This is a genomic window from Pectobacterium odoriferum, assembly GCF_009931295.1.
GTDB lineage: Bacteria > Pseudomonadota > Gammaproteobacteria > Enterobacterales > Enterobacteriaceae > Pectobacterium > Pectobacterium odoriferum.
On sequence record NZ_CP034938.1, the window covers coordinates 1,454,250 to 1,473,414 of the forward strand.

Genomic DNA, 19,165 nt, shown 5'->3' on the forward strand with positions numbered 1-19,165 from the left:
TTACTTCTTGAATTCATTTGACTCTTAGATGGGGCCTGTCGGTGTGACTTACAAGCCTTGTGCAGAGGAGAGTGCGCAATACATCGCCCTCTGCGACCTTATCCTCGTAATACCTTATCCAGAAGACACCCCGGTAGCAAACGACGCAGCCAGGTTAAGGCGTGAGCCACCAGCGTCACGGGATAGCGTAATTTTGGCCGCGAACTTTCCAGCGCATGGTGGAGCTTCGGCAAGATCGCTTCCGGCGGCAGCGTGAAGCGTTTAGCGATGCCGGGGTTGGTAACCGGTTTGTCCGTCTGCGTTTGTGCCACGTTATTGGTAAAGCGCGTGCTGATCGGGCCGGGCTCGATCAGGCTGACGTGCAGGCCGCTGCCGTGTAATTCCATACGCAACGCATCCGACCAGGCTTCCAGCGCATATTTGCTGGCGGCATACGCACCGCGACCCGGTGTAGACACCAGTCCAAGCACGGAACTGGTCTGGATGATGCGGCCTTCACCATGCGGCAGCATCGCGGGTAATAATAGCTGTGTGAGCTGGTGCGTGCCAAACAGGTTGCTGGAAAACTGCTGTTCAAGCTGCTGGCGCGAAATGGTATTCAACGGGCCATACAGACCGTATCCGGCGTTGTTAAACAAACCGTACAGGCGATTATCGGCCAGTCTGATCACCTCCGCAGCGGCCTGTTCAACACTGGCGCTGTCATCCAGATCGAGCGTAATCGCTTCCAGACCGAGCGCAGTCAGACGAGCGACATCCTCTGCGCGGCGGCAGGCCGCAATCACGCGATAGCCACGTTTTTGCAGATCCTGAGCGGCAATCAGGCCAATACCGCTGGAGCAACCCGTAATGAAGACCGTTTTTTGCATAACTTTACCTAATTCAAAAGCCTATTTATTAAGACTCATGGTTAACTAAGGGTTCCAGCTGCTCCGCCATCCATTCTGCGATAAACGGTTGGGCATCCCGGGTAGGATGGATGCCGTCTTCCATCATCCACTCCGGTTTAAGATACACCTGCTCCATAAAGAAAGGCAGCAGAGGAAGCGCAAACTGCTCCGCTAGTTTGGGGTAGATATTGCTGAATGACTCGGTGTAGCGGCGGCCATAGTTGGTCGGCAAACGAACCTGCATGAGCAACGGTTGGGCATTAGCCTGTTTGACCAGCGTGATGATTTTCGCCAGATCCTGCTCAATATTTTGTGCGGGAAATCCCCGAAGCCCGTCATTGCCGCCCAGTTCAATCAACACCCAACGCGGCTGATGCTGTTTCAGCAGGGTAGGAAGACGCGCTAGCGCTTGTGCGGTGGTGTCTCCACTAATGCTGGCGTTAACCACCGCGACGCCTTTTTTCTGCGTCTGCCACTGCGTGTTCAATAGCGTTGGCCACGCGTTAGCGATCGGCATCTGATAGCCCGCACTGAGGCTATCGCCCAGAATTAATAATGTGTCAGCGGCGAAAGCGCGTACGCTGCATAATCCCAGAAGCAAAAGGACGAAAACATGTTTGCGAAGACCAGCCCAGCGAGTGCTACGCCAAGCAAAACTGCGCACGTAGAAAACATTCTTGAAGTTCATCATCTTAGTAAGCACGTTGGTCAAGGAGAAAATCGGCTTTCCATCCTTACCGGAGTTGAGCTCATTGTCAAACCTGCGCAGACAATTGCCCTGATTGGTGAATCCGGTTCGGGGAAATCCACCTTGCTGGGAATTCTGGCAGGGCTGGATGATGGCACCGAAGGCGACGTTAGTCTGATGGGCAAATCGCTGAGCGCACTGGATGAAGAAGGCCGTGCGGCGCTGCGTGCCCAGCATGTCGGTTTTGTCTTCCAGTCTTTCATGCTGGTGCCGACGCTGAATGCGCTAGAGAACGTGCAATTACCCGCGTTGCTGCGCGGCGAAAGTGACAGCCATAGTCGTGGACAGGCTGAGCAGCTTTTACAGCAGCTCGGGTTGGGTGAGCGCTTACATCATCTTCCCGCTCAGCTTTCTGGTGGTGAACAGCAGCGTGTGGCGCTGGCTCGCGCGTTCAGCGGTCGTCCTAACGTCTTGTTTGCCGATGAACCTACCGGGAATCTGGATCGTAAAACCGGTGAGCGCATTGTTGATCTGCTGTTTTCCCTCAATCGTGATTATGCCACCACGCTGATTCTGGTGACGCACGATGAGCAATTGGCGGCCCGCTGCGAGCGGCGCCTGCGTCTGGTCGACGGCAAGCTGCGGGAGGACGCATGATCTGGCGATGGTTCTGGCGCGAATGGCGCTCTCCTTCCTTATTGATTGTCTGGTTGGCGCTAACGCTGGCCGTGGCCTGCGTGCTGGCGTTGGGCACGATCAGCGACCGCATGGAAAAAGGACTCAGCCAGCAGAGTCGTGATTTTCTGGCGGGCGACCGCGTGCTGCGTGCGTCGCGGCCTGTCGCGGAAGACTGGCTTTTGGACGCGCAGCAGCGCGGACTGACGCTCAGCCGACAGATTTCTTTCATGACCATGACGTTCGCGGGCGATACACCGCAACTGGCGCAGGTTAAAGCGACTGACCAGCGTTATCCGCTGTACGGCAATTTGCAGACGCGCCCTGAAGGGTTGCATGCGGAAGCGGGAACGGTGCTGGTGGCCCCGCGCCTGCTGGCGTTGCTTGGGCTGAAAGTCGGTGACATGCTGGATGTCGGCGATACCTCGCTGCGCATCAGCGGTGAACTGATTCAGGAACCGGATGCCGGCTTCAATCCGTTTGAGACCGCGCCGCGTATTCTGATGAATCTGGACGATGTCGAGAAAACGGGGGCGATTCAGCCGGGGGGCCGTATTACCTGGCGCTACATGTTTTCCGGCGATGAGAAGCAAATTAGCGAATTTAGCAACTTCATCAAGCCACAGCTCAAGCCCGATCAGCGCTGGTATGGCATGGAAGATTCCGAAGGTGCACTGAGCCAGTCGTTAAAGCGGTCGCAGCAGTTCCTGTTGCTGTCGGCGCTGCTGACGCTGTTGTTGTCTATTGCTGCGGTTGCGGTGGCGATGGGGCACTACTGCCGCAGCCGCTATGATTTGGTCGCCATTCTGAAAACGCTGGGAGCTGGCAAACAAGCGCTGAGGCGATTAATTATCGGGCAGTGGCTTTCCGTGCTGGGTCTGGCTGCGGTTTGCGGTAGCGTGCTCGGCCTTGGGTTTGAGGCGCTGCTGATGAAAATGCTGGCTCCGGTGCTGCCCGCTGCATTGCCTGCATCCGGGCTGTGGCCGTGGGTATGGGCGCTGGGATCGCTGGTGCTGATCTCCCTGCTGGTTGGGCTGCGTCCGTATCGACTGCTGCTGGCGACACAGCCGCTGCGCGTTTTGCGTCAGGATGTGGTGGCGAACGTGTGGCCGCTGCGCTATTACCTGCCGATTGTTCTGATTATTGTTGTCGGGCTGCTGGCGGTATTGTCCGGTGGCGGCGTGCTGCTGTGGTCGCTGCTCGGCGGTGTGGCGGTGTTGTCGCTACTGCTGGGTGTTATTGGCTGGGGCGGTCTGCTGCTGTTACGGCGTTTGACGGTTAAACGACTGGCGTTGCGTCTGGCCATTAATCGCCTGCTGCGTCAGCCGTGGTCGACGCTCAGCCAACTGGCGGCGTTTTCGTTGTCGTTCATGCTATTGGCGTTGCTGTTAGTGATGCGCGGTGATTTGCTGGAGCGCTGGCAGCAGCAGTTGCCGCCGAGCAGCCCGAACTATTTCCTGCTGAATATCACGGCGGAACAGGTGCCGCAGGTGAGGGAGTTCCTTTCTCAGCATGACGTGACGCCAGAGCAGTTCTTCCCGATTATTCGTGCACGCCTGACGGAGATTAATCAGCAGGTTGCTACGGAAGTGATCCACGAGGACGATCCGGGCGGTAACACGGTGAACCGTGAGCTGAACCTGACCTGGATGAACGGGATTCCACAGCACAACGTATTGGTGGAAGGCGAAGCGCCGAAGACGGGTGAAGTCTCGATGGAAGCGAAAGAAGCCAAAGAGATGGGCATCAAGATTGGCGATACGCTGACCTTCACCGGCGACACGCAGCCGTTTAGCGCCACGGTGACCAGCTTCCGTCAGGTTGATTGGGAGAGCCTGCGTCCGAATTTCTTCTTTATTTTCCCCGTGGGGGCGTTGGATAACCAGCCACAGTCTTGGCTGACCAGCTTCCGCTACGATGGCGATGAGAAGATGATTACGCAGCTGAACCGCCAGTTCCCGACGGTGAGCGTGCTGGATATCGGCAGTATTCTGCGTCAGGTTGGGCAGGTCTTGCAGCAGGTGAGTCGCGCGCTGGAGATTATGGTCATTCTGGTTCTGTTCTGCGGTGTACTGCTGTTGCTGGCTCAGATTCAGGTCGGGATGCGCCAGCGACGTCAGGAATTGATGGTATACCGCACACTGGGAGCCGGATTGCGCCTGCTGCGTACCACGCTGTGGTGTGAATTTGCGGTGCTGGGATTGGTTGCGGGAACGGCAGCGGCGATTGGCGCAGAATCGGCCCTGTGGCTGTTGCAGCGTAAGGTCTTTAACTTTGCCTGGGAACCGAATATCGGGATGTGGATAACGCTCCCGTTAATTGCGGCGTTCCTTCTGTCGCTCTGCGGCGGCTGGCTGGGGCTACGACTCTTGCGCGGTAAAGCGCTATTCCGGCAATTCGCGGGGTAAAATTTATATACGGTGCGTTAATCTCTTATACAGAAACGCTATGACACGATGGTTTTTAGCATCATCCGGCGTAAAAAATTATGCAGCGGTGGGCATGAATGCCGAGTGAGCGACAGGACGTCGCGAAAGCCAGTGCCGCGTAGGGAACGCGTCACTGGCGGCTCGATCAGCGGTCATGAACACCGATGGCACCGCGTAGCGACATAATTTAGCCGGAAGCCAGGGTTCGCAGGGCGGCGGCGACTGAGCGCCCTGCGTCGGGCGCGTGCTACGAGGTAGAATGAAATGACAGTATTATGGCGCACGAAACCGTCTCTGAACCTACATAACACGAGCCACAGAGACTGTGCGAAAGGGGAAGTCAATATTCTAAGGTCAGCAACGCTGGCCTTTTTACCTTATTGGCTGAGAGAACTTCCTGGTGCTTCGCCGCCGGTGCCCGTCACGGTTTTGTGCTTCGCCATATATTGATGTTGGAAAATGCACATGCGGATCGTGTTGCGGTATTCACCGTTGATGAAAAACTCATGGATCAGCTCGCCTTCTGTCTCAAACCCCAGCTTGCTGTAGATATGGATCGCTTTCTTATTTTCCTTATCCACAATCAAATAAAGCTTGTAGAGGTTCAATACCGAAAAGCCGTAATCCATTGCCAGCTTGGCCGCCGCACTGGCGTAGCCTTTGCCTTGATAGGCGGGATCGATAATGATCTGAAATTCCGCGCGACGGTGGATATGGTTAATTTCCACCAGTTCAACCAGACCTACTTTGGTTTGCTCATGTTCAATAATGAAGCGCCGCTCGCTTTGGTCATGAATATGCTTGTCGTACAGATCGCTGAGTTCGACAAAGGCCTCGTAAGGCTCTTCAAACCAATAACGCATCACGCTGGCATTGTTATCCAACTGATGAACAAAAGTAAGATCGTCTCGCTCCAGCGGTCGTAGCCGAACAGAATTGCTCGTACCGGACATAGTGAATCCTTAATTGATTAGATAAATGTGAAACGGCATTGCCGGCGTCACGCTGGCATGGATATGCCAGCGTGAGTATAGCTGTGGGGAGGTTGGCGCTGAACTCTCAATGTGGAATGAAACATCGCAAGAAATGCCCCGCATCGGTGAGACACAGGGCTAAAGTATATTAGAAACAGTGACAGAACTACTCGGCAGCATAGCCCTGTGGCGGAATGCGAACGCTGTCCAGCCAGGCTTCATTATCACGCATCACCAGTCTGCCGTTCAGGAACCAGTTGATGACCATCGGATAAATCGTGTGCTCGTGCGTCTTCACGCGCTCGCTCAGGCTTTCTTCCGTGTCGTCACTAAATACAGGCACCTTCGCTTGCAGAATCAGTGGGCCGCCGTCTAATTCATCGGTGACGAAATGAACGGACGTCCCATGTTCCCTATCGCCATTTTCCAGCGCCTTGCGGTGTGTATGCAGGCCGGGATATTTGGGCAGCAGAGACGGATGAATGTTCAGCATTTTGCCGGCAAACTGGGCAACAAATTCTGGGCTAAGAATCCGCATGTAGCCTGCTAAGATCACCAGCGCGGGTTCATATTGCTCAATTTCGTTTGCTAGTGCGGCATCAAATGCAGCACGGTCGGCAAAGTCTTCAGGGTTCAGGACGCACGTAGGAATATTCGCATTCTGTGCGCGTTCTAGCCCGTAAGCCTCCGCATTATTACTGAATACGGCGACGATCTTTCCTTTAAGGCGTCCGTTCTTACAGGCGTCAATTAACGCCTGTAAGTTGCTTCCATGACCTGAAATCAGCACAACGATGTTTTTCATCAGTTAATAACCACTGCGTCTCCGGCATCGGTTTGAGTAATGACGCCGATTTTCCATGCGTTTTCGCCGCTGCTGTTGAGTAATGCAACGGCCTCGTCTGCCTGTTCGGCTGGCAGTGCGATGATCATACCAACACCGCAGTTGAAAGTACGATACATTTCGTGGCGGCTGACATTACCAGCCTGTTGCAGCCAGTTGAAAACAGCAGGCCATTGCCAGCTGGATTCGTCGATCGTCGCCTGCATACCTTCTGGCAGCACGCGTGGGATATTTTCCCAGAAGCCGCCGCCGGTCAGGTGAGAAATTGCGTGGACATCGACTTTTTCAATCAGGGAAAGTATGGACTTCACGTAGATTTTGGTCGGGGCCAGCAGGTGATCGGCCAGCGATTTGCCTTCCAGCTCGAACTGCTCTGGATCGGTCTTACTGACTTCAAGCACTTTGCGCACCAGCGAATAGCCGTTTGAGTGCGGGCCGCTAGAAGCGAGGGCAACCAGAACATCGCCGTGCTGAACTTTGCTTCCGTCAATGATTTCTGATTTTTCTACCACACCGACGCAGAAGCCAGCAACGTCGTAGTCTTCGCCGTGATACATACCCGGCATTTCGGCGGTTTCGCCACCGACCAGCGCACAGCCTGATTGCTTACAGCCTTCCGCGATACCAGTAATGACGCTGGCAGCGGTGTCGACATCCAGCTTGCCCGTGGCGTAGTAGTCGAGGAAGAACAGCGGCTCAGCGCCCTGAACAACCAGATCGTTCACGCACATCGCAACCAGATCGATACCAATAGTATCGTGGCGTTTCAGGTCCATCGCCAAGCGCAGTTTGGTGCCGACTCCGTCAGTGCCGGAAACCAGAATCGGTTCGCGGTATTTTTGCGGTAAGGCGCACAAGGCACCGAAACCACCCAATCCACCCATAACTTCCGGGCGACGGGTCTGTTTCACTACACCTTTGATACGGTCTACCAATGCATTACCCGCATCGATATCCACGCCTGCGTCTTTATAGCTGAGAGAGGTTTTGTCGGTCACTGCTGAGTCCCCACGAAGGTTACGGGTCGTATTCAGAAAACACGGTATTTAGAAAACATACTGTGGTAAAAATAATGCGCGCTAATTCTAACAGTGTAGGCAATCGTTTGCGAGTGATGAGTCATCGGCTGGCTATTTTTCGTCAATGGCAACAATTTCTCTCCTCGGTTGATCTGGATCAGGCTTAATCATATGGCGCTAAGTAAAAAAGGCGGTATAATCCCGCGATTTTTTTACGACGGGCTCTCGTGCCCGCCGCAGGCGGTGTTTAAAACGCGCTTGGCGTTTTTGTCCGTCCACTAGCCGATGGGGAGATAATGATGAAGATCGTCGAGGTGAAACACCCACTCGTCAAACACAAGCTGGGTTTGATGCGTGAGAACGATATTAGCACCAAGCGTTTTCGTGAGCTGGCTTCCGAAGTGGGAAGTTTGCTGACTTACGAAGCGACGGCTGACCTGGCAACCGAAAAAGTCACCATTGATGGCTGGTGCGGTCCGGTTGAAGTCGATCAGATCAAAGGCAAGAAAATTACCGTCGTACCGATTCTGCGTGCAGGGTTGGGGATGATGGACGGCGTGCTGGAAAATGTGCCTAGCGCGCGTATCAGCGTTGTCGGCATCTACCGTGATGAAGAGACGCTGGAGCCTGTTCCTTATTTCCAGAAGCTGGTTTCCAATATTGAGGAGCGCATGGCGCTGGTGGTTGACCCCATGCTGGCAACCGGTGGTTCAATGATCGCGACGATCGATCTGCTGAAAAAAGCGGGTTGTCACAGCATTAAGGTGCTGGTGTTGGTCGCGGCGCCAGAAGGGATTGCCGCACTGGAAAAAGCCCACCCAGATGTCGAGCTTTACACGGCATCCATCGATAAAGGCCTCAACGAGCAGGGTTACATCATGCCGGGCCTTGGTGATGCGGGCGATAAAATATTTGGTACCAAATAACAGGTAAGCCGACTTGATAGTCGGCTTTTTTTTGGCGTAAACCTAAGTATTTCCTATGGTGCGCCAGAGCCTGTGTTTCGTCACATGCGGTGCTTTATTACATCAGCAGTCAACCTTTTCTTGCTTCATCACCGCTGTGGGGCGGGATAAGTCTGGCTGCCATAAGAAGACACATAAATAGCAACACTACAGAGGATATTGAAGATGACTCGTCGCGCCATCGGGGTAAGTGAACGACCACCCTTGTTACAAACCATCCCGTTGAGTTTCCAGCATCTGTTCGCGATGTTTGGCGCTACCGTTCTGGTACCCATTCTGTTCAAGATCAATCCAGCCACTGTACTGTTATTCAACGGTGTGGGTACGCTGCTTTATTTATTCATATGTAAGGGCAAAATCCCGGCGTATTTAGGATCGAGCTTCGCGTTTATTTCCCCAGTTTTACTGCTGTTGCCGCTGGGATATGAAGTTGCGCTGGGTGGTTTCATTATGTGCGGCGTGTTGTTCTGTCTGGTGGCGCTGATTGTTAAGAAAGCGGGCACCGGCTGGCTGAATGTGCTGTTCCCGCCTGCGGCGATGGGGGCGATTGTCGCCGTTATCGGCCTTGAACTGGCGGGTGTTGCGGCAGGAATGGCCGGGTTGCTGCCTGCCGATGGCACGTCTGTCGATTCCACCGCGGTGACGATTTCACTGGCGACGCTGGCGATCACCATTCTGGGTTCGGTGCTGTTTCGCGGCTTTCTGGCGATTATCCCGATTCTGATCGGGGTACTCGCTGGCTATGCGCTGTCGTTCGCGCTGGGTGTGGTCGATTTGACCCCGATTCGTGAAGCGCACTGGTTCGCGATGCCAACATTCTATACGCCACGCTTTGAGTGGTTTGCCATTCTGGCGATTCTGCCTGCGGCGCTGGTGGTGATTGCGGAACACGTCGGCCATCTGGTGGTAACGGCGAATATCGTGAAGAAAGACCTTATACGTGAGCCGGGTCTGCATCGCTCTATGTTCGCCAACGGGATTTCTACCGTGCTGTCTGGCTTCTTCGGCTCTACGCCGAACACGACCTACGGCGAAAATATCGGCGTGCTGGCCATTACCAAAGTGTACAGCACCTGGGTGATCGGCGGTGCGGCGATCCTCGCGATCCTGCTCTCCTGTGTGGGCAAACTGGCGGCGGCGATTCAGGCTGTACCGGTTCCGGTTATGGGCGGCGTGTCGCTGCTGCTGTACGGCGTAATTGGTGCATCCGGTATTCGCGTGCTGATTGAATCCAAAGTGGATTACAACAAAGCACAAAACCTGATCCTGACTTCCGTGATTCTGATCATCGGCGTCAGTGGCGCGAAAGTGCATCTGGGTTCGACCGAACTGAAAGGCATGGCGCTGGCGACAGTTGTCGGTATCGGCATGAGTCTGTTGTTTAAGGTCATCAGCCTGTTCCGCAAAGAGGAAGAGATCCTCGATGCGCCGGAAGAGAACGACGCCCGTTCATAGCCGCATCATTCCCCCTGTTGAGGCCGTGCATATCGCGTCCTCAACAGGGGCCGGTTTCTGTGATAAACTCGATCCGTTTCCTGCACGTTTTGCTTGAGGTGATTCTGAACACGCCGGCACAGCTTTCATTGCCACTCTACTTACCCGATGACGAAACATTTGCCAGTTTCTATCCGGGTGAAAACGCGTCTCTTCTTGCCGCCGTCAATAATGCTTTGTATCAGGAGCATGGTAGCTATATCTATTTCTGGTCACGCGAAGGGGGCGGGCGCAGCCATCTGCTGCATGCTGCCTGCGCCGAACTGTCGCGTCAGGAACGTGCGGTGGGCTATGTGCCGCTGGATAAACGTGCCTACTTTGTACCGGATGTGCTGGAAGGGATGGAGCAACTGGCGCTGGTGTGTATCGATAACATCGAATCTATCGCGGGCGATGAAGAGTGGGAAATGGCGGTGTTTAATCTGTATAACCGCATTCAGGAAACAGGGCGCGCCCGGTTGTTGATTACCGGCGATCGTCCGCCGCGTCAGCTGAATTTACGCCTGCCCGATCTGGCTTCTCGTCTCGATTGGGGACAAATCTACAAGCTGCAACCGCTGTCGGATGACGAAAAAGGGGAAGCGCTACAGCTGCGTGCCAGGCTGCGCGGGTTTGAATTGCCGGAAGACGTCAGTCGTTTTCTGCTTAAGCGCCTGGATCGGGAAATGCGTACGTTATTTATGACGCTCGATCAGCTTGACCACGCTTCCATCACCGCCCAGCGCAAGCTGACTATTCCTTTTGTGAAAGAGATCCTCGGACTGTAATTGACGATCGTTATTAACGATCGTCGTTGAGGATCGCTTCCGGTTATTGTTTACAGTTATCGTTTACAGTTATCGTTTACAACTACAGTATTTCCAGCACCTGCTCTGGCGGACGGCCGATTCGAGCCTGACCTTGCGCCACGACGACGGGGCGCTCGATGAGCTTGGGGTTATCGATCATCGCCTGAATCAGCTGCGCTTCCGTTAGTGCGGCGTCGGACAGCCCCAACTGCTGATAAATCTCTTCTTTGGTTCTCATCAATTCGCGTGCGCTAGTAAAGCCCAACTGCTTGACCAACTGAGACAGTGTCGCTGCATCGGGCGGCGTGTCGAGATAGAGCACGACGTCAGGCGTAATATTGTGTTCTTGTAACAGCGCCAGCGTTTCACGGCTCTTGGAGCAGCGCGGGTTGTGGTAAATCGTCACGGATGTTTTGATTGGATACTGTGTCATCGTCATGCTCCTGATCAGGATTTTTGGTACTGGCGGAAGCGCTGCTGCAACTGGCGGAGCTGGTCGATACGGGCATCGTAACGCGCCTGTTCCAGACTCCCCAATTTGACCAGTGAACTTGCGTTGCTCAGTAACCGAATAGATTGATCGAGCTGGCCGCTGAGTGCCAGACTCTCCGCTCGTGCGGCCAGTTCTTCTGCCCGCTGTCCTTGTGCAGCAGCGGCTTGTGCCAGCAGATCCCAGCCGTTCGAATCGTCAGGGTGTGCGTAGGTGTAGCGATACAGTATTTTGCTGGCAGCAGCAGGTTGTTTCCCTTCCACATAAGCATTCGCCAGATTAAGCTGAAGTACCGGGTTCGCCTGCATTCCGGGCACGTTTTGTAAGCGGGCGATAGCCTGCGTCGCGCGGTTTTGTCCCAAATCGATGTCGGTCATCATATCCAGAAACCACGGATTTTCAGGCGCGCTGCTTAGCAGCGGTTGCAGCACATTACGTGCTTCATCGTACTTCTTTGCCTGATAAAGCTGTATCGCGCGGCCATACTTCGCAGCTAGCTGCTCCCGCACGTTGCCTTTTTCCCATTGCTCCAGCAGATCGTTGCTCAGCGGACGCTCCGGTGAGCCATACATACCAAAGGTGCGTATTTTGGCGAACAGGAAATCCTGAGAGGACTGTACTGGCGTTGAACGCATCTGGTTAGCGCGGTTACGTGCATCGGACAGGCGGCTTTCCGGCAAGGGGTGAGTCAGCAACATTTCCGGCGGTCTGGACGCATAGCGTGATTGATCGGCCAGCTTCTGTAGGAAATTCGGCATGGCCTGTGGATCAAAGCCCGCGCGCTGCAATACCTGAATGCCGATGCGATCTGCTTCCTGTTCATTTGACTGCGTGAACGTAATCATGCCCTGCTGCGCGCCCGCCAGCGTACCGCTGAGCGCCGCCATCCCCAACTGTGGGTTGGCCATCGCCAGCAGAATAGAACCGAGCGCGCCGACCCAGGTAAGCGGGGCGCTACGCTGCTGTGATTCCATGCTGCGCGCCAGATGGCGCTGGGTAACGTGAGAGATTTCATGCGCTAGCACCGAGGCCAGCTCGCTTTCGCTATCGGCATAGCGGAAAAGCGCGGAATGCAGCACCACGTTGCCGCCGAAGAAGGCGAAGGCATTGATGTCGTCATTGCGGATCAGGTAAAAATGGAACGGCGTACGCACCGAATCGGCCTGTTTGACCAATCTGTTGCCGAGCTGGTTAATGTAATTGGACAGCAGCGGATCGTTGATAAGTGGCGCACCGGCCCGCAACTGGCGGACGTAAAAATCGCCCATCGCCAGCTCCTGATTGATACTGAGCGTACCGCCTGCGGTGGTGCCGATATCCGGCAGCCGATCCTGCGTGTCGGCCTGAGCAGGAAGCAGGTTGCCAGCCAGTAATGTCCCAAACAGGACAGACATGACCGTTTTTCTTAACCGAATAGACATAACGGAAGATAACCTTATCAACAGCTAACGTGAAAGCATTCTGCTGACTATCTTAGCCAGCGATGGCAGACAAAGAAATGCCCGAGCGGGAAAAACGTGGTGAAGGTGGAAATCAGCATGGAAGAAATTTCATCTTACAGAGATAAATTCATCAGGACTGAAGCGGTTTCAATGCTTCCAGACGCTGTAGCCAGCCTTCAAAGTGAGGACATTGCCGACGAATCGTATCCAACCCGATATCAGCAGCAATCAGTGGCCCATGTAGCGTCTTTTGATATTCCGGTATTGCTGCAAGAATACGTTTTGACGGAGCCGTTTGTGGACTATTGTTAATGCATTCAGGAGAATCAAAAGCGAGTTTAACATTATTAAGTTCTGTCACCCGTCTTTTGTCCTCAAGCCAGTCTGCGAATTTTTCTGGTTCGCAAAACAGCAACGCTTCAAATTCATGCAATAAAAAATTGGCGATAAAATTAGGTTGAGCGACATCATCATGAAAGGCGTTTTCTAAATTCGAAATCCATGAGTAAATATCGCCATTAGTTGATTTTCCCTGTGCAAGCAAAGGGAAGTCAGTTGGTAAACCATAATAATCAATTAATGTTGTCACCCAGGCTTTCTTATCTTGCTGACAAAGTTTGGTAATTTGATGTTTCACTTTTCCATAGCTGACAATTCCACCTTTATGTCCCCGGCTGGTTTGTGCCAGAATCGCATTAAGGTAAATACCTTGCCGCACAAAATAAGGGGCCAACGTATCGCGAACAAATGTTTCTTCCGTTTGTCCTTCAACAAAAACATTAATCCTCGTCATGATTATCGTTGTGGCCTCCCGCCAAGTATGTTTTTCTTCCACAGTTCTCCCAGACTGTAATCTTCCAGCCAGTCTTGCAGTGTGTCCTGATCTAAACGTTTAAACGTGGATGCACCAAGATGTTTATCGACGACAATCAGATCTTTGGCCTCAAATTCATTCACTAATTCTACAGATTGTGTTGAAACAATAAGCTGGCGCTGTTCACTGGCACTTCGGATAAGGGCTGCAAGTACGCTGATGGCATAGGGGTGTAGACCTAATTCTGGTTCATCAATAATGATGGTGCTGGGCATATAACTCTCAGGCTGGAGCAACACGGTCGCCAATAGAATGAAACGTAATGTGCCATCAGAAAGTTCATGGGCTTTAAACGGGATATCCTGAGCTTTTTCAACCCATTCGAGCTGAATACTATCGGGATTATCTGGCGTTGCCCGGAGATAAAAATCACCAAAAAAAGGGGCAACCATCTGGATCGTTTTAACGATACGTTGATAGTGCGCGATATGATTTTTTTGTAGCCGGAATAGAAACGCGGCCAAATTTGCACCGTCTTCCCGCAAATAGTCATTATCGTTAATACGGTGGATTTGTTTAATCCTGGCGCTTTCACTCGTGTCATTTAAATGATAAACCTCCACTGTTTCTAACAGAGGAAGTATATCATCAAGTTTGTTTGAGCCATTGTAAGAACGGTATGTCTTATGCTGTGATTCAAAATGACCACTGGTCATCACGGGCCCATGTTGTTGGAATATATCTTCAGATTGAAACATCATCCGGTTATCGTTCGTCGGCACCAAAGAGAAATGGTAGTTTGTGTCTGTAAAGAAGACATTTCCTTCCAAATAAGGGCTATTTTTACGCCCAAAGTGAAGTAGCGCATCAGGCCCACCACTTTTGCCAACAAAAAGTTGTAAGCGTTCAGCGAGTAGGTTCGTTACCAGACGAAAAAATCCCATGAAGTTGGACTTTCCGGCACCATTAGCCCCGATCAGAATGTTCAACGTGCGCATTTCCACATCACAGGCGGCAATAGATTTATATCCTTGAATCACAATACGGCTGATTTGTGTATTGCGAGCTGCTTTTTTTATCATCTGCGCGGTTCACCTCTTAGCGATATGAGCATGGCTATTGTGCATCAATAATATGGCTTACGGTGAGCAAAATTGCAGAGATGAGGGTGGAATGAAAACGACCAAATGGAAAAACGTGATGAAGAGGGAGAATAACAGGGAAAAACCGGCACGTATGACGGTGCCGGTGGAAAATCTGAAAGCGGTGAATCAGGCGCTTTTCAGATAATCGAGAACGATGTCGTGGTGGTTGCTGGTTTTGAAGTCGTCAAACACCTTCTCCACCTTGCCGTTTTCATCGATCAGGAAGCTGATGCGATGAATACCGTCATAGGTTTTCCCCATGAAGGTTTTTTCTCCCCAAACGCCAAATCCTTCTGAAACCTGATGATCCTCATCAGAAAGCAGCGTGAAATTTAAGACTTCTTTCTCGACAAAGCGGGACAGTTTTTCTGATTTGTCCGTGCTAATACCGAGAACTTCAACGCCATGTTTTTTCAAATCGTCCATATTATCGCGCAGGCCGCAGGCCTGAACGGTGCATCCTGGCGTCATCGCTTTAGGGTAGAAATACACCAACACTTTCTGTCCCTGGAAGTCGGTTAAATTTACTTGTTCGCCATCTTGGTCGGGCAAGCTAAATTTCGGTGCAATATCACCGGCTTTCAGTGTGTTCATCACGACTCTCCGTCTTGTTTCTCTTCATGCTGTGGATATACCCATAATTTATACTATTGGGCATAGTTAACGACGCTAATACTGCCTTGTGCGTGCAATTCTGTACATAGCTGATGAAAGGCTGGCTCAATAATTGAGCTATCAAGCGTGGCAGAGCTATGTGCGGCAATCTGAATATACAGCTGCGGCGGCTTGTCACCCTCGGCGGGCTGGGTTTTTGAAACCAGCTCAGCAATGTTTAACTGGTGAGAATCGAACAAATCGGTAAAACGTTCAATGATGTGAGGGGAGTCGGCAACGTCAACTTTCACCCAGACGGTTGAGGGCGTTGGCTGGCTGGCCTGTGACTCCGTTCGTTTCATCACGATCAGCAAATCCATCTCTGCGCCTTTCAGCGGCAGGGTCGATTCAATCAGCGTTATCGCGTTCCAACTGCCGGACAGCAGCATAATGAAAGTGAACTCTTTGCCCAGCATAGCAAGACGGCTATCTTCGATGTTACAGCCACAGCTACTGACGTGGCGGGTAATCGCATTGACAATACCGGGACGATCAACTCCCAGCGCGGTAATAACCAGATAGTGTTCTTGTGAGCTTGGCAACATCATGCTTCCTGTCTTTTTTCCCATTAATACATGGTAAACATAAAAAATTGCCCGGAGCAATTTTTAACGCCGCTTGCGGCGGCCCGAAGGGCGGTGGGCAGGGATAGCCCGCCGTAAAAAACCCGGAGCAATTTTTAACGCCGCTTGCGGCGGCCCGAAGGGCGGTGGGCAGGGATAGCCCGCCGTAAAAAACCTGGAGCAATTTTTAACGCCGCTTGCGGCGGCCCGAAGGGCGGCGGGCAGGGGTAGTCCGCCATAAAAAACGGGAGCAATTTTAGCTATCCTTGCCAGCCTATTTCCCCAAAACGTCAGAAGCATTTTTAATTTCGTTTACTGCGTCATAAAAAAACCTGCGTCAGGCACCTACAACGCCCTTGTCCGCTTGCTTTTGCATAGAAGTCAAAAGTACCATGAAGCACTTGTTTGTGGAGGGGATGGCCAATGTTTACGGGAAGTATTGTTGCGCTAGTTACGCCGATGGACGCCAAAGGCGCCGTCGATCGGGCGAGCTTGAAAAAACTGATTGATTATCATGTCGCTAGCGGTACATCGGCGATTGTCTCTGTCGGCACGACGGGGGAATCCGCCACGCTGAGCCACGACGAGCATGGCGATGTCGTGCTGCTGACGCTGGAATTGAGCGACGGACGTATTCCTATCATCGCTGGAACCGGTGCGAATGCTACCGCTGAAGGCGTTTCACTGACCAAACGCTTTCATGGCACAGGCGTTGTTGGCTGCCTGACGGTCACGCCGTACTACAATAAACCGACGCAGGAAGGCCTGTACCAGCACTTCAAAGCGATTGCCGAGCATACTGATCTGCCGCAAATCCTGTATAACGTACCTTCCCGCACCGGCTGTGACATGCTGCCGGAAACTGTTGCCCGTTTGTCCGAAGTGAAAAATATTGTCGCAATTAAAGAAGCGACGGGGAACTTAAGTCGGGTAAGCCAGATCCAAGAGCTGGTTAGTGAAGACTTCATTTTGCTGAGCGGCGATGACGCTAGCGGTCTGGACTTTATGCAACTCGGCGGTAACGGTGTGATTTCCGTAACGGCGAACATTGCTGCACGCGAAATGGCGGAACTTTGCAAGCTGGCGGCGCAGGGCAATTTTGTCGAAGCGCGCCGTTTAAATCAGCGCCTGATGCCACTGCATCAGAAATTATTTGTTGAACCCAATCCTATTCCGGTGAAGTGGGCCTGTAAGGAATTGGGACTCATGGCGACCGATACGCTGCGCCTGCCGATGACACCGCTGACCGATTCCGGCCGCACGGTGATGGGGCAAGCACTTAAGCAAGCGGGTTTGCTGTAATCGTTAGGGAGATTTAATGAGTTATTCATTACAAAAGTCGATGGTGGCGAAAGTTGTTGGCATATCACTCGTGATGTTGCTTGCGGCTTGTTCCAGCGATCAGCGCTATAAACGTCAGGTCAGTGGCGATGAATCCTATCTGAAGGCACCGGCGCTGCACGCGCTGAATACGCCTGCCGGGATGATTTTACCGGTGCAGAACGGGGATTATGATATACCGCCAGTTACCCTGAATGGTGCGATCGGCAAGGAGCTGGATATTCGTCCTCCTGTGCAGCCATTGGCTTTGTTGAATGGTTCCCGCACCCAGATCTCAGGAGATACGGCCACGCTGTTGTTAGAAAACAGCGCGCAAAACAGCCAGCTCTGGTCTCAGGTTATCCGCGTGCTGCAAGACAAAGCGTTTACCATTGCCAGCCGTCAGGATGCCAGCCAAACGCTGACAACCGACTGGATTTCATGGCCGCGTGAAGATGAAGACGTCCCGTATCAAGGGCGTTATCAGATTGCCGTGCAGCAGCAGGGGTATCAGGTCGCACTGGTTGTGAAACTGCTGGGATTACAGCTGAACGGTCAGCCGGTGACGACGGGCGATCAGGCTCAGCGCTACACGGGCCTGATGCTGAATGCGCTTAGCAATGGTCTGGATTCTCAGGCAACCGCACGCGAAAACGCACTGGCAAACCGCACCATCGGTTCGCTGGATGTGCAGAGTGGGGCGGATGACACTGGCTTGCCACTGCTGATTGTGCGCGGCCCGTATACCGTTGTGTGGGATCGTCTGCCTGTCGCATTGGACAAGATCGGCATGAAGGTTAACGATCGCAGCCGTCCGCAGGGTTCTGTCTCCGTGACGTATCGTGCGCCGAGCGGCGGAACCTGGGATGACCTGGGCGCGAAAAATCCTGAACTGCCTAACGGTGATTACAAATTGCAGGTCGGCGATTTAGACAACCGCAGCAGTCTGCAATTTATCGACTCCAAAGGGCATACGCTAACCCAGTCTCAGAATGATGCACTGGTGGCCGTATTCCAGGCGGCGTTCAGTAAATAACGCATAAACCAAGGGTCGGATTATCCGGCCCTTCTTCATTCAACAATCTCTACCCAAATTGACGGGCGCTATCGGCAACCGTTCGGGGAAGCGTTAAATATCGGGTCGTACTTGTTGACCCTCACTGTGTGGAGTAATTAAAGATGCAAAAGCTAGCTGAGCTGTATCGTGGAAAGGCGAAAACCGTCTACACCACCGAAGATCCCGATCTACTGGTGCTGGAGTTCCGCAATGATACATCAGCAGGAGACGGTGCACGCATTGAACAGTTTGACCGTAAAGGAATGGTGAATAACAAATTCAACCATTTCATCATGAGCAAGCTGGAAGAAGCTGGAATCCCAACTCAAATGGTGAGCCTGCTGTCTGACAATGAAGTGCTGGTGAAAAAGCTGGAGATGGTGCCGGTCGAGTGTGTCGTGCGCAACCGCGCGGCGGGATCGCTGGTAAAACGTTTGGGTATTGAAGAAGGCATCGAGCTGAACCCGCCGTTGTTCGATCTGTTCCTGAAAAACGATGAGATGCATGACCCGATGGTGAACGAATCTTACTGTAAGACGTTCGGCTGGGTGAATGAAGAGAATCTGGCTCGCATGAAAGCGCTGAGCTACAAGGCGAACGACGTGCTGAGCAAACTGTTTGGCGACGCTGGGCTGATTCTGGTCGATTTCAAGCTGGAGTTTGGTCTGTTCAAAGGTGAAGTCGTGCTGGGTGATGAGTTCTCACCGGACGGTAGCCGCCTGTGGGACAAAGAAACGCTGAACAAAATGGATAAAGACCGTTTCCGTCAGAGCCTCGGTGGTTTGATTGAAGCGTATGAAGAAGTTGCGCACCGTATCGGCGTAAAATTAGACTAACTGCGCAATCGTTTACGTTCAGGTCGTCGGCTGGCGATAGGCTGACGGCCTGAATCTTTTACCTATTTTTCTCTCGAA

Annotated in this window: 19 protein-coding genes; 8 read left to right on the top strand and 11 right to left on the bottom strand. The window is 52.8% G+C overall.

Translation table 11 applies throughout. The features are described 5' to 3' along the window. Nucleotides 1-98 precede the first annotated feature (98 nt). Both EO763_RS06375 and tesA read right to left on the bottom strand, forming a co-directional pair. Nucleotides 99-869 carry an SDR family oxidoreductase gene (locus tag EO763_RS06375; RefSeq protein WP_039540426.1) on the bottom strand — a complete coding sequence of 257 codons (771 nt, stop codon included), beginning with the start codon at nucleotides 867-869 and terminating at the stop codon, nucleotides 99-101. Between the two features lie 28 nt (nucleotides 870-897). After that, complete coding sequence (gene tesA, locus EO763_RS06380) at nucleotides 898-1,578, bottom strand: multifunctional acyl-CoA thioesterase I/protease I/lysophospholipase L1 (protein WP_208852007.1); 681 nt, start codon at nucleotides 1,576-1,578, stop codon at nucleotides 898-900. On the opposite strand from tesA, the gene ybbA reads away from it, so the two are divergent. Both ybbA and ybbP read left to right on the top strand, forming a co-directional pair. Next, nucleotides 1,504-2,235 carry a putative ABC transporter ATP-binding protein YbbA gene (gene ybbA / locus EO763_RS06385; protein WP_010307452.1) on the top strand — a complete coding sequence of 244 codons (732 nt, stop codon included), beginning with the start codon at nucleotides 1,504-1,506 and terminating at the stop codon, nucleotides 2,233-2,235. The two genes, tesA and ybbA, sit on opposite strands and share 75 nt — an antisense overlap. Next, on the top strand, nucleotides 2,232-4,661 hold the full coding sequence (gene ybbP / locus EO763_RS06390; RefSeq protein ID WP_161528436.1) for a putative ABC transporter permease subunit YbbP: 2,430 nt from the start codon (nucleotides 2,232-2,234) through the stop codon (nucleotides 4,659-4,661). The genes ybbA and ybbP overlap by 4 nt, the downstream gene beginning before the upstream one ends. Before the next feature lie 398 nt (nucleotides 4,662-5,059). Here the strand turns inward: ybbP and speG are convergent, their stop codons facing one another. The 3 genes from speG to purM form a co-directional block, all read right to left on the bottom strand. Further along, nucleotides 5,060-5,635: a spermidine N1-acetyltransferase gene (speG, locus tag EO763_RS06395; protein ID WP_161528437.1), complete on the bottom strand. Its 576-nt coding sequence runs from the start codon at nucleotides 5,633-5,635 to the stop codon at nucleotides 5,060-5,062. Nucleotides 5,636-5,822: 187 nt separating this feature from the next. Further along, a complete protein-coding gene (purN, locus tag EO763_RS06400) occupies nucleotides 5,823-6,461 on the bottom strand; it encodes a phosphoribosylglycinamide formyltransferase (protein WP_040031266.1) in 639 nt (212 codons plus the stop codon). Next, nucleotides 6,461-7,498, bottom strand: a complete 1,038-nt coding sequence (gene purM / locus EO763_RS06405) for a phosphoribosylformylglycinamidine cyclo-ligase (RefSeq protein ID WP_161528438.1) — start codon at nucleotides 7,496-7,498, stop codon at nucleotides 6,461-6,463. Before purM ends, purN begins: the two co-directional genes overlap by 1 nt. Nucleotides 7,499-7,818: 320 nt before the next feature. Here purM and upp point away from each other — a divergent pair, with 320 nt between their 5' ends. The 3 genes from upp to hda all read left to right on the top strand — a co-directional run bounded on the left by upp (nucleotide 7,819) and on the right by hda (nucleotide 10,745). Continuing rightward, nucleotides 7,819-8,445: a uracil phosphoribosyltransferase gene (gene upp / locus EO763_RS06410; protein WP_010307474.1), complete on the top strand. Its 627-nt coding sequence runs from the start codon at nucleotides 7,819-7,821 to the stop codon at nucleotides 8,443-8,445. Nucleotides 8,446-8,649: 204 nt separating this feature from the next. Continuing rightward, nucleotides 8,650-9,939: a uracil permease gene (gene uraA, locus EO763_RS06415; RefSeq protein ID WP_161528439.1), complete on the top strand. Its 1,290-nt coding sequence runs from the start codon at nucleotides 8,650-8,652 to the stop codon at nucleotides 9,937-9,939. Nucleotides 9,940-10,037: 98 nt separating this feature from the next. Beyond that, the gene (gene hda / locus EO763_RS06420) at nucleotides 10,038-10,745 is read left to right on the top strand and encodes a DnaA inactivator Hda (RefSeq protein ID WP_005976214.1); all 708 of its coding nucleotides are present in this window, start codon (nucleotides 10,038-10,040) and stop codon (nucleotides 10,743-10,745) included. Nucleotides 10,746-10,827: 82 nt separating this feature from the next. Here the strand turns inward: hda and arsC are convergent, their stop codons facing one another. The 6 genes from arsC to EO763_RS06450 all read right to left on the bottom strand — a co-directional run bounded on the left by arsC (nucleotide 10,828) and on the right by EO763_RS06450 (nucleotide 15,856). Further along, complete coding sequence (gene arsC, locus EO763_RS06425; RefSeq protein ID WP_208851989.1) at nucleotides 10,828-11,199, bottom strand: arsenate reductase (glutaredoxin); 372 nt, start codon at nucleotides 11,197-11,199, stop codon at nucleotides 10,828-10,830. Between the two features lie 14 nt (nucleotides 11,200-11,213). Beyond that, on the bottom strand, nucleotides 11,214-12,677 hold the full coding sequence (bepA, locus tag EO763_RS06430; protein WP_161528440.1) for a beta-barrel assembly-enhancing protease: 1,464 nt from the start codon (nucleotides 12,675-12,677) through the stop codon (nucleotides 11,214-11,216). A gap of 151 nt (nucleotides 12,678-12,828) precedes the next feature. Continuing rightward, the gene (locus EO763_RS06435; protein ID WP_161530353.1) at nucleotides 12,829-13,491 is read right to left on the bottom strand and encodes a DUF4276 family protein; all 663 of its coding nucleotides are present in this window, start codon (nucleotides 13,489-13,491) and stop codon (nucleotides 12,829-12,831) included. A 2-nt stretch (nucleotides 13,492-13,493) separates the two neighbouring features. After that, nucleotides 13,494-14,591, bottom strand: coding sequence for an AAA family ATPase (locus tag EO763_RS06440; RefSeq protein WP_425281363.1), 1,098 nt, complete (start codon nucleotides 14,589-14,591; stop codon nucleotides 13,494-13,496). A 192-nt stretch (nucleotides 14,592-14,783) separates the two neighbouring features. After that, on the bottom strand, nucleotides 14,784-15,251 hold the full coding sequence (gene bcp, locus EO763_RS06445) for a thioredoxin-dependent thiol peroxidase (protein ID WP_039356343.1): 468 nt from the start codon (nucleotides 15,249-15,251) through the stop codon (nucleotides 14,784-14,786). Between the two features lie 53 nt (nucleotides 15,252-15,304). Then, a complete protein-coding gene (locus EO763_RS06450) occupies nucleotides 15,305-15,856 on the bottom strand; it encodes a glycine cleavage system transcriptional repressor (protein WP_010286503.1) in 552 nt (183 codons plus the stop codon). Between the two features lie 441 nt (nucleotides 15,857-16,297). Between EO763_RS06450 and dapA the strand changes: the two genes are divergently transcribed. The 3 genes from dapA (at nucleotide 16,298) to purC (ending at nucleotide 19,087) form a co-directional block, all read left to right on the top strand. Continuing rightward, nucleotides 16,298-17,176, top strand: a complete 879-nt coding sequence (gene dapA, locus EO763_RS06455; RefSeq protein WP_161528442.1) for a 4-hydroxy-tetrahydrodipicolinate synthase — start codon at nucleotides 16,298-16,300, stop codon at nucleotides 17,174-17,176. A gap of 16 nt (nucleotides 17,177-17,192) precedes the next feature. After that, nucleotides 17,193-18,230, top strand: a complete 1,038-nt coding sequence (bamC, locus tag EO763_RS06460) for an outer membrane protein assembly factor BamC (RefSeq protein ID WP_161528443.1) — start codon at nucleotides 17,193-17,195, stop codon at nucleotides 18,228-18,230. A gap of 143 nt (nucleotides 18,231-18,373) precedes the next feature. Then, the gene (gene purC, locus EO763_RS06465; RefSeq protein WP_039488834.1) at nucleotides 18,374-19,087 is read left to right on the top strand and encodes a phosphoribosylaminoimidazolesuccinocarboxamide synthase; all 714 of its coding nucleotides are present in this window, start codon (nucleotides 18,374-18,376) and stop codon (nucleotides 19,085-19,087) included. Nucleotides 19,088-19,165: the final 78 nt, after the last annotated feature.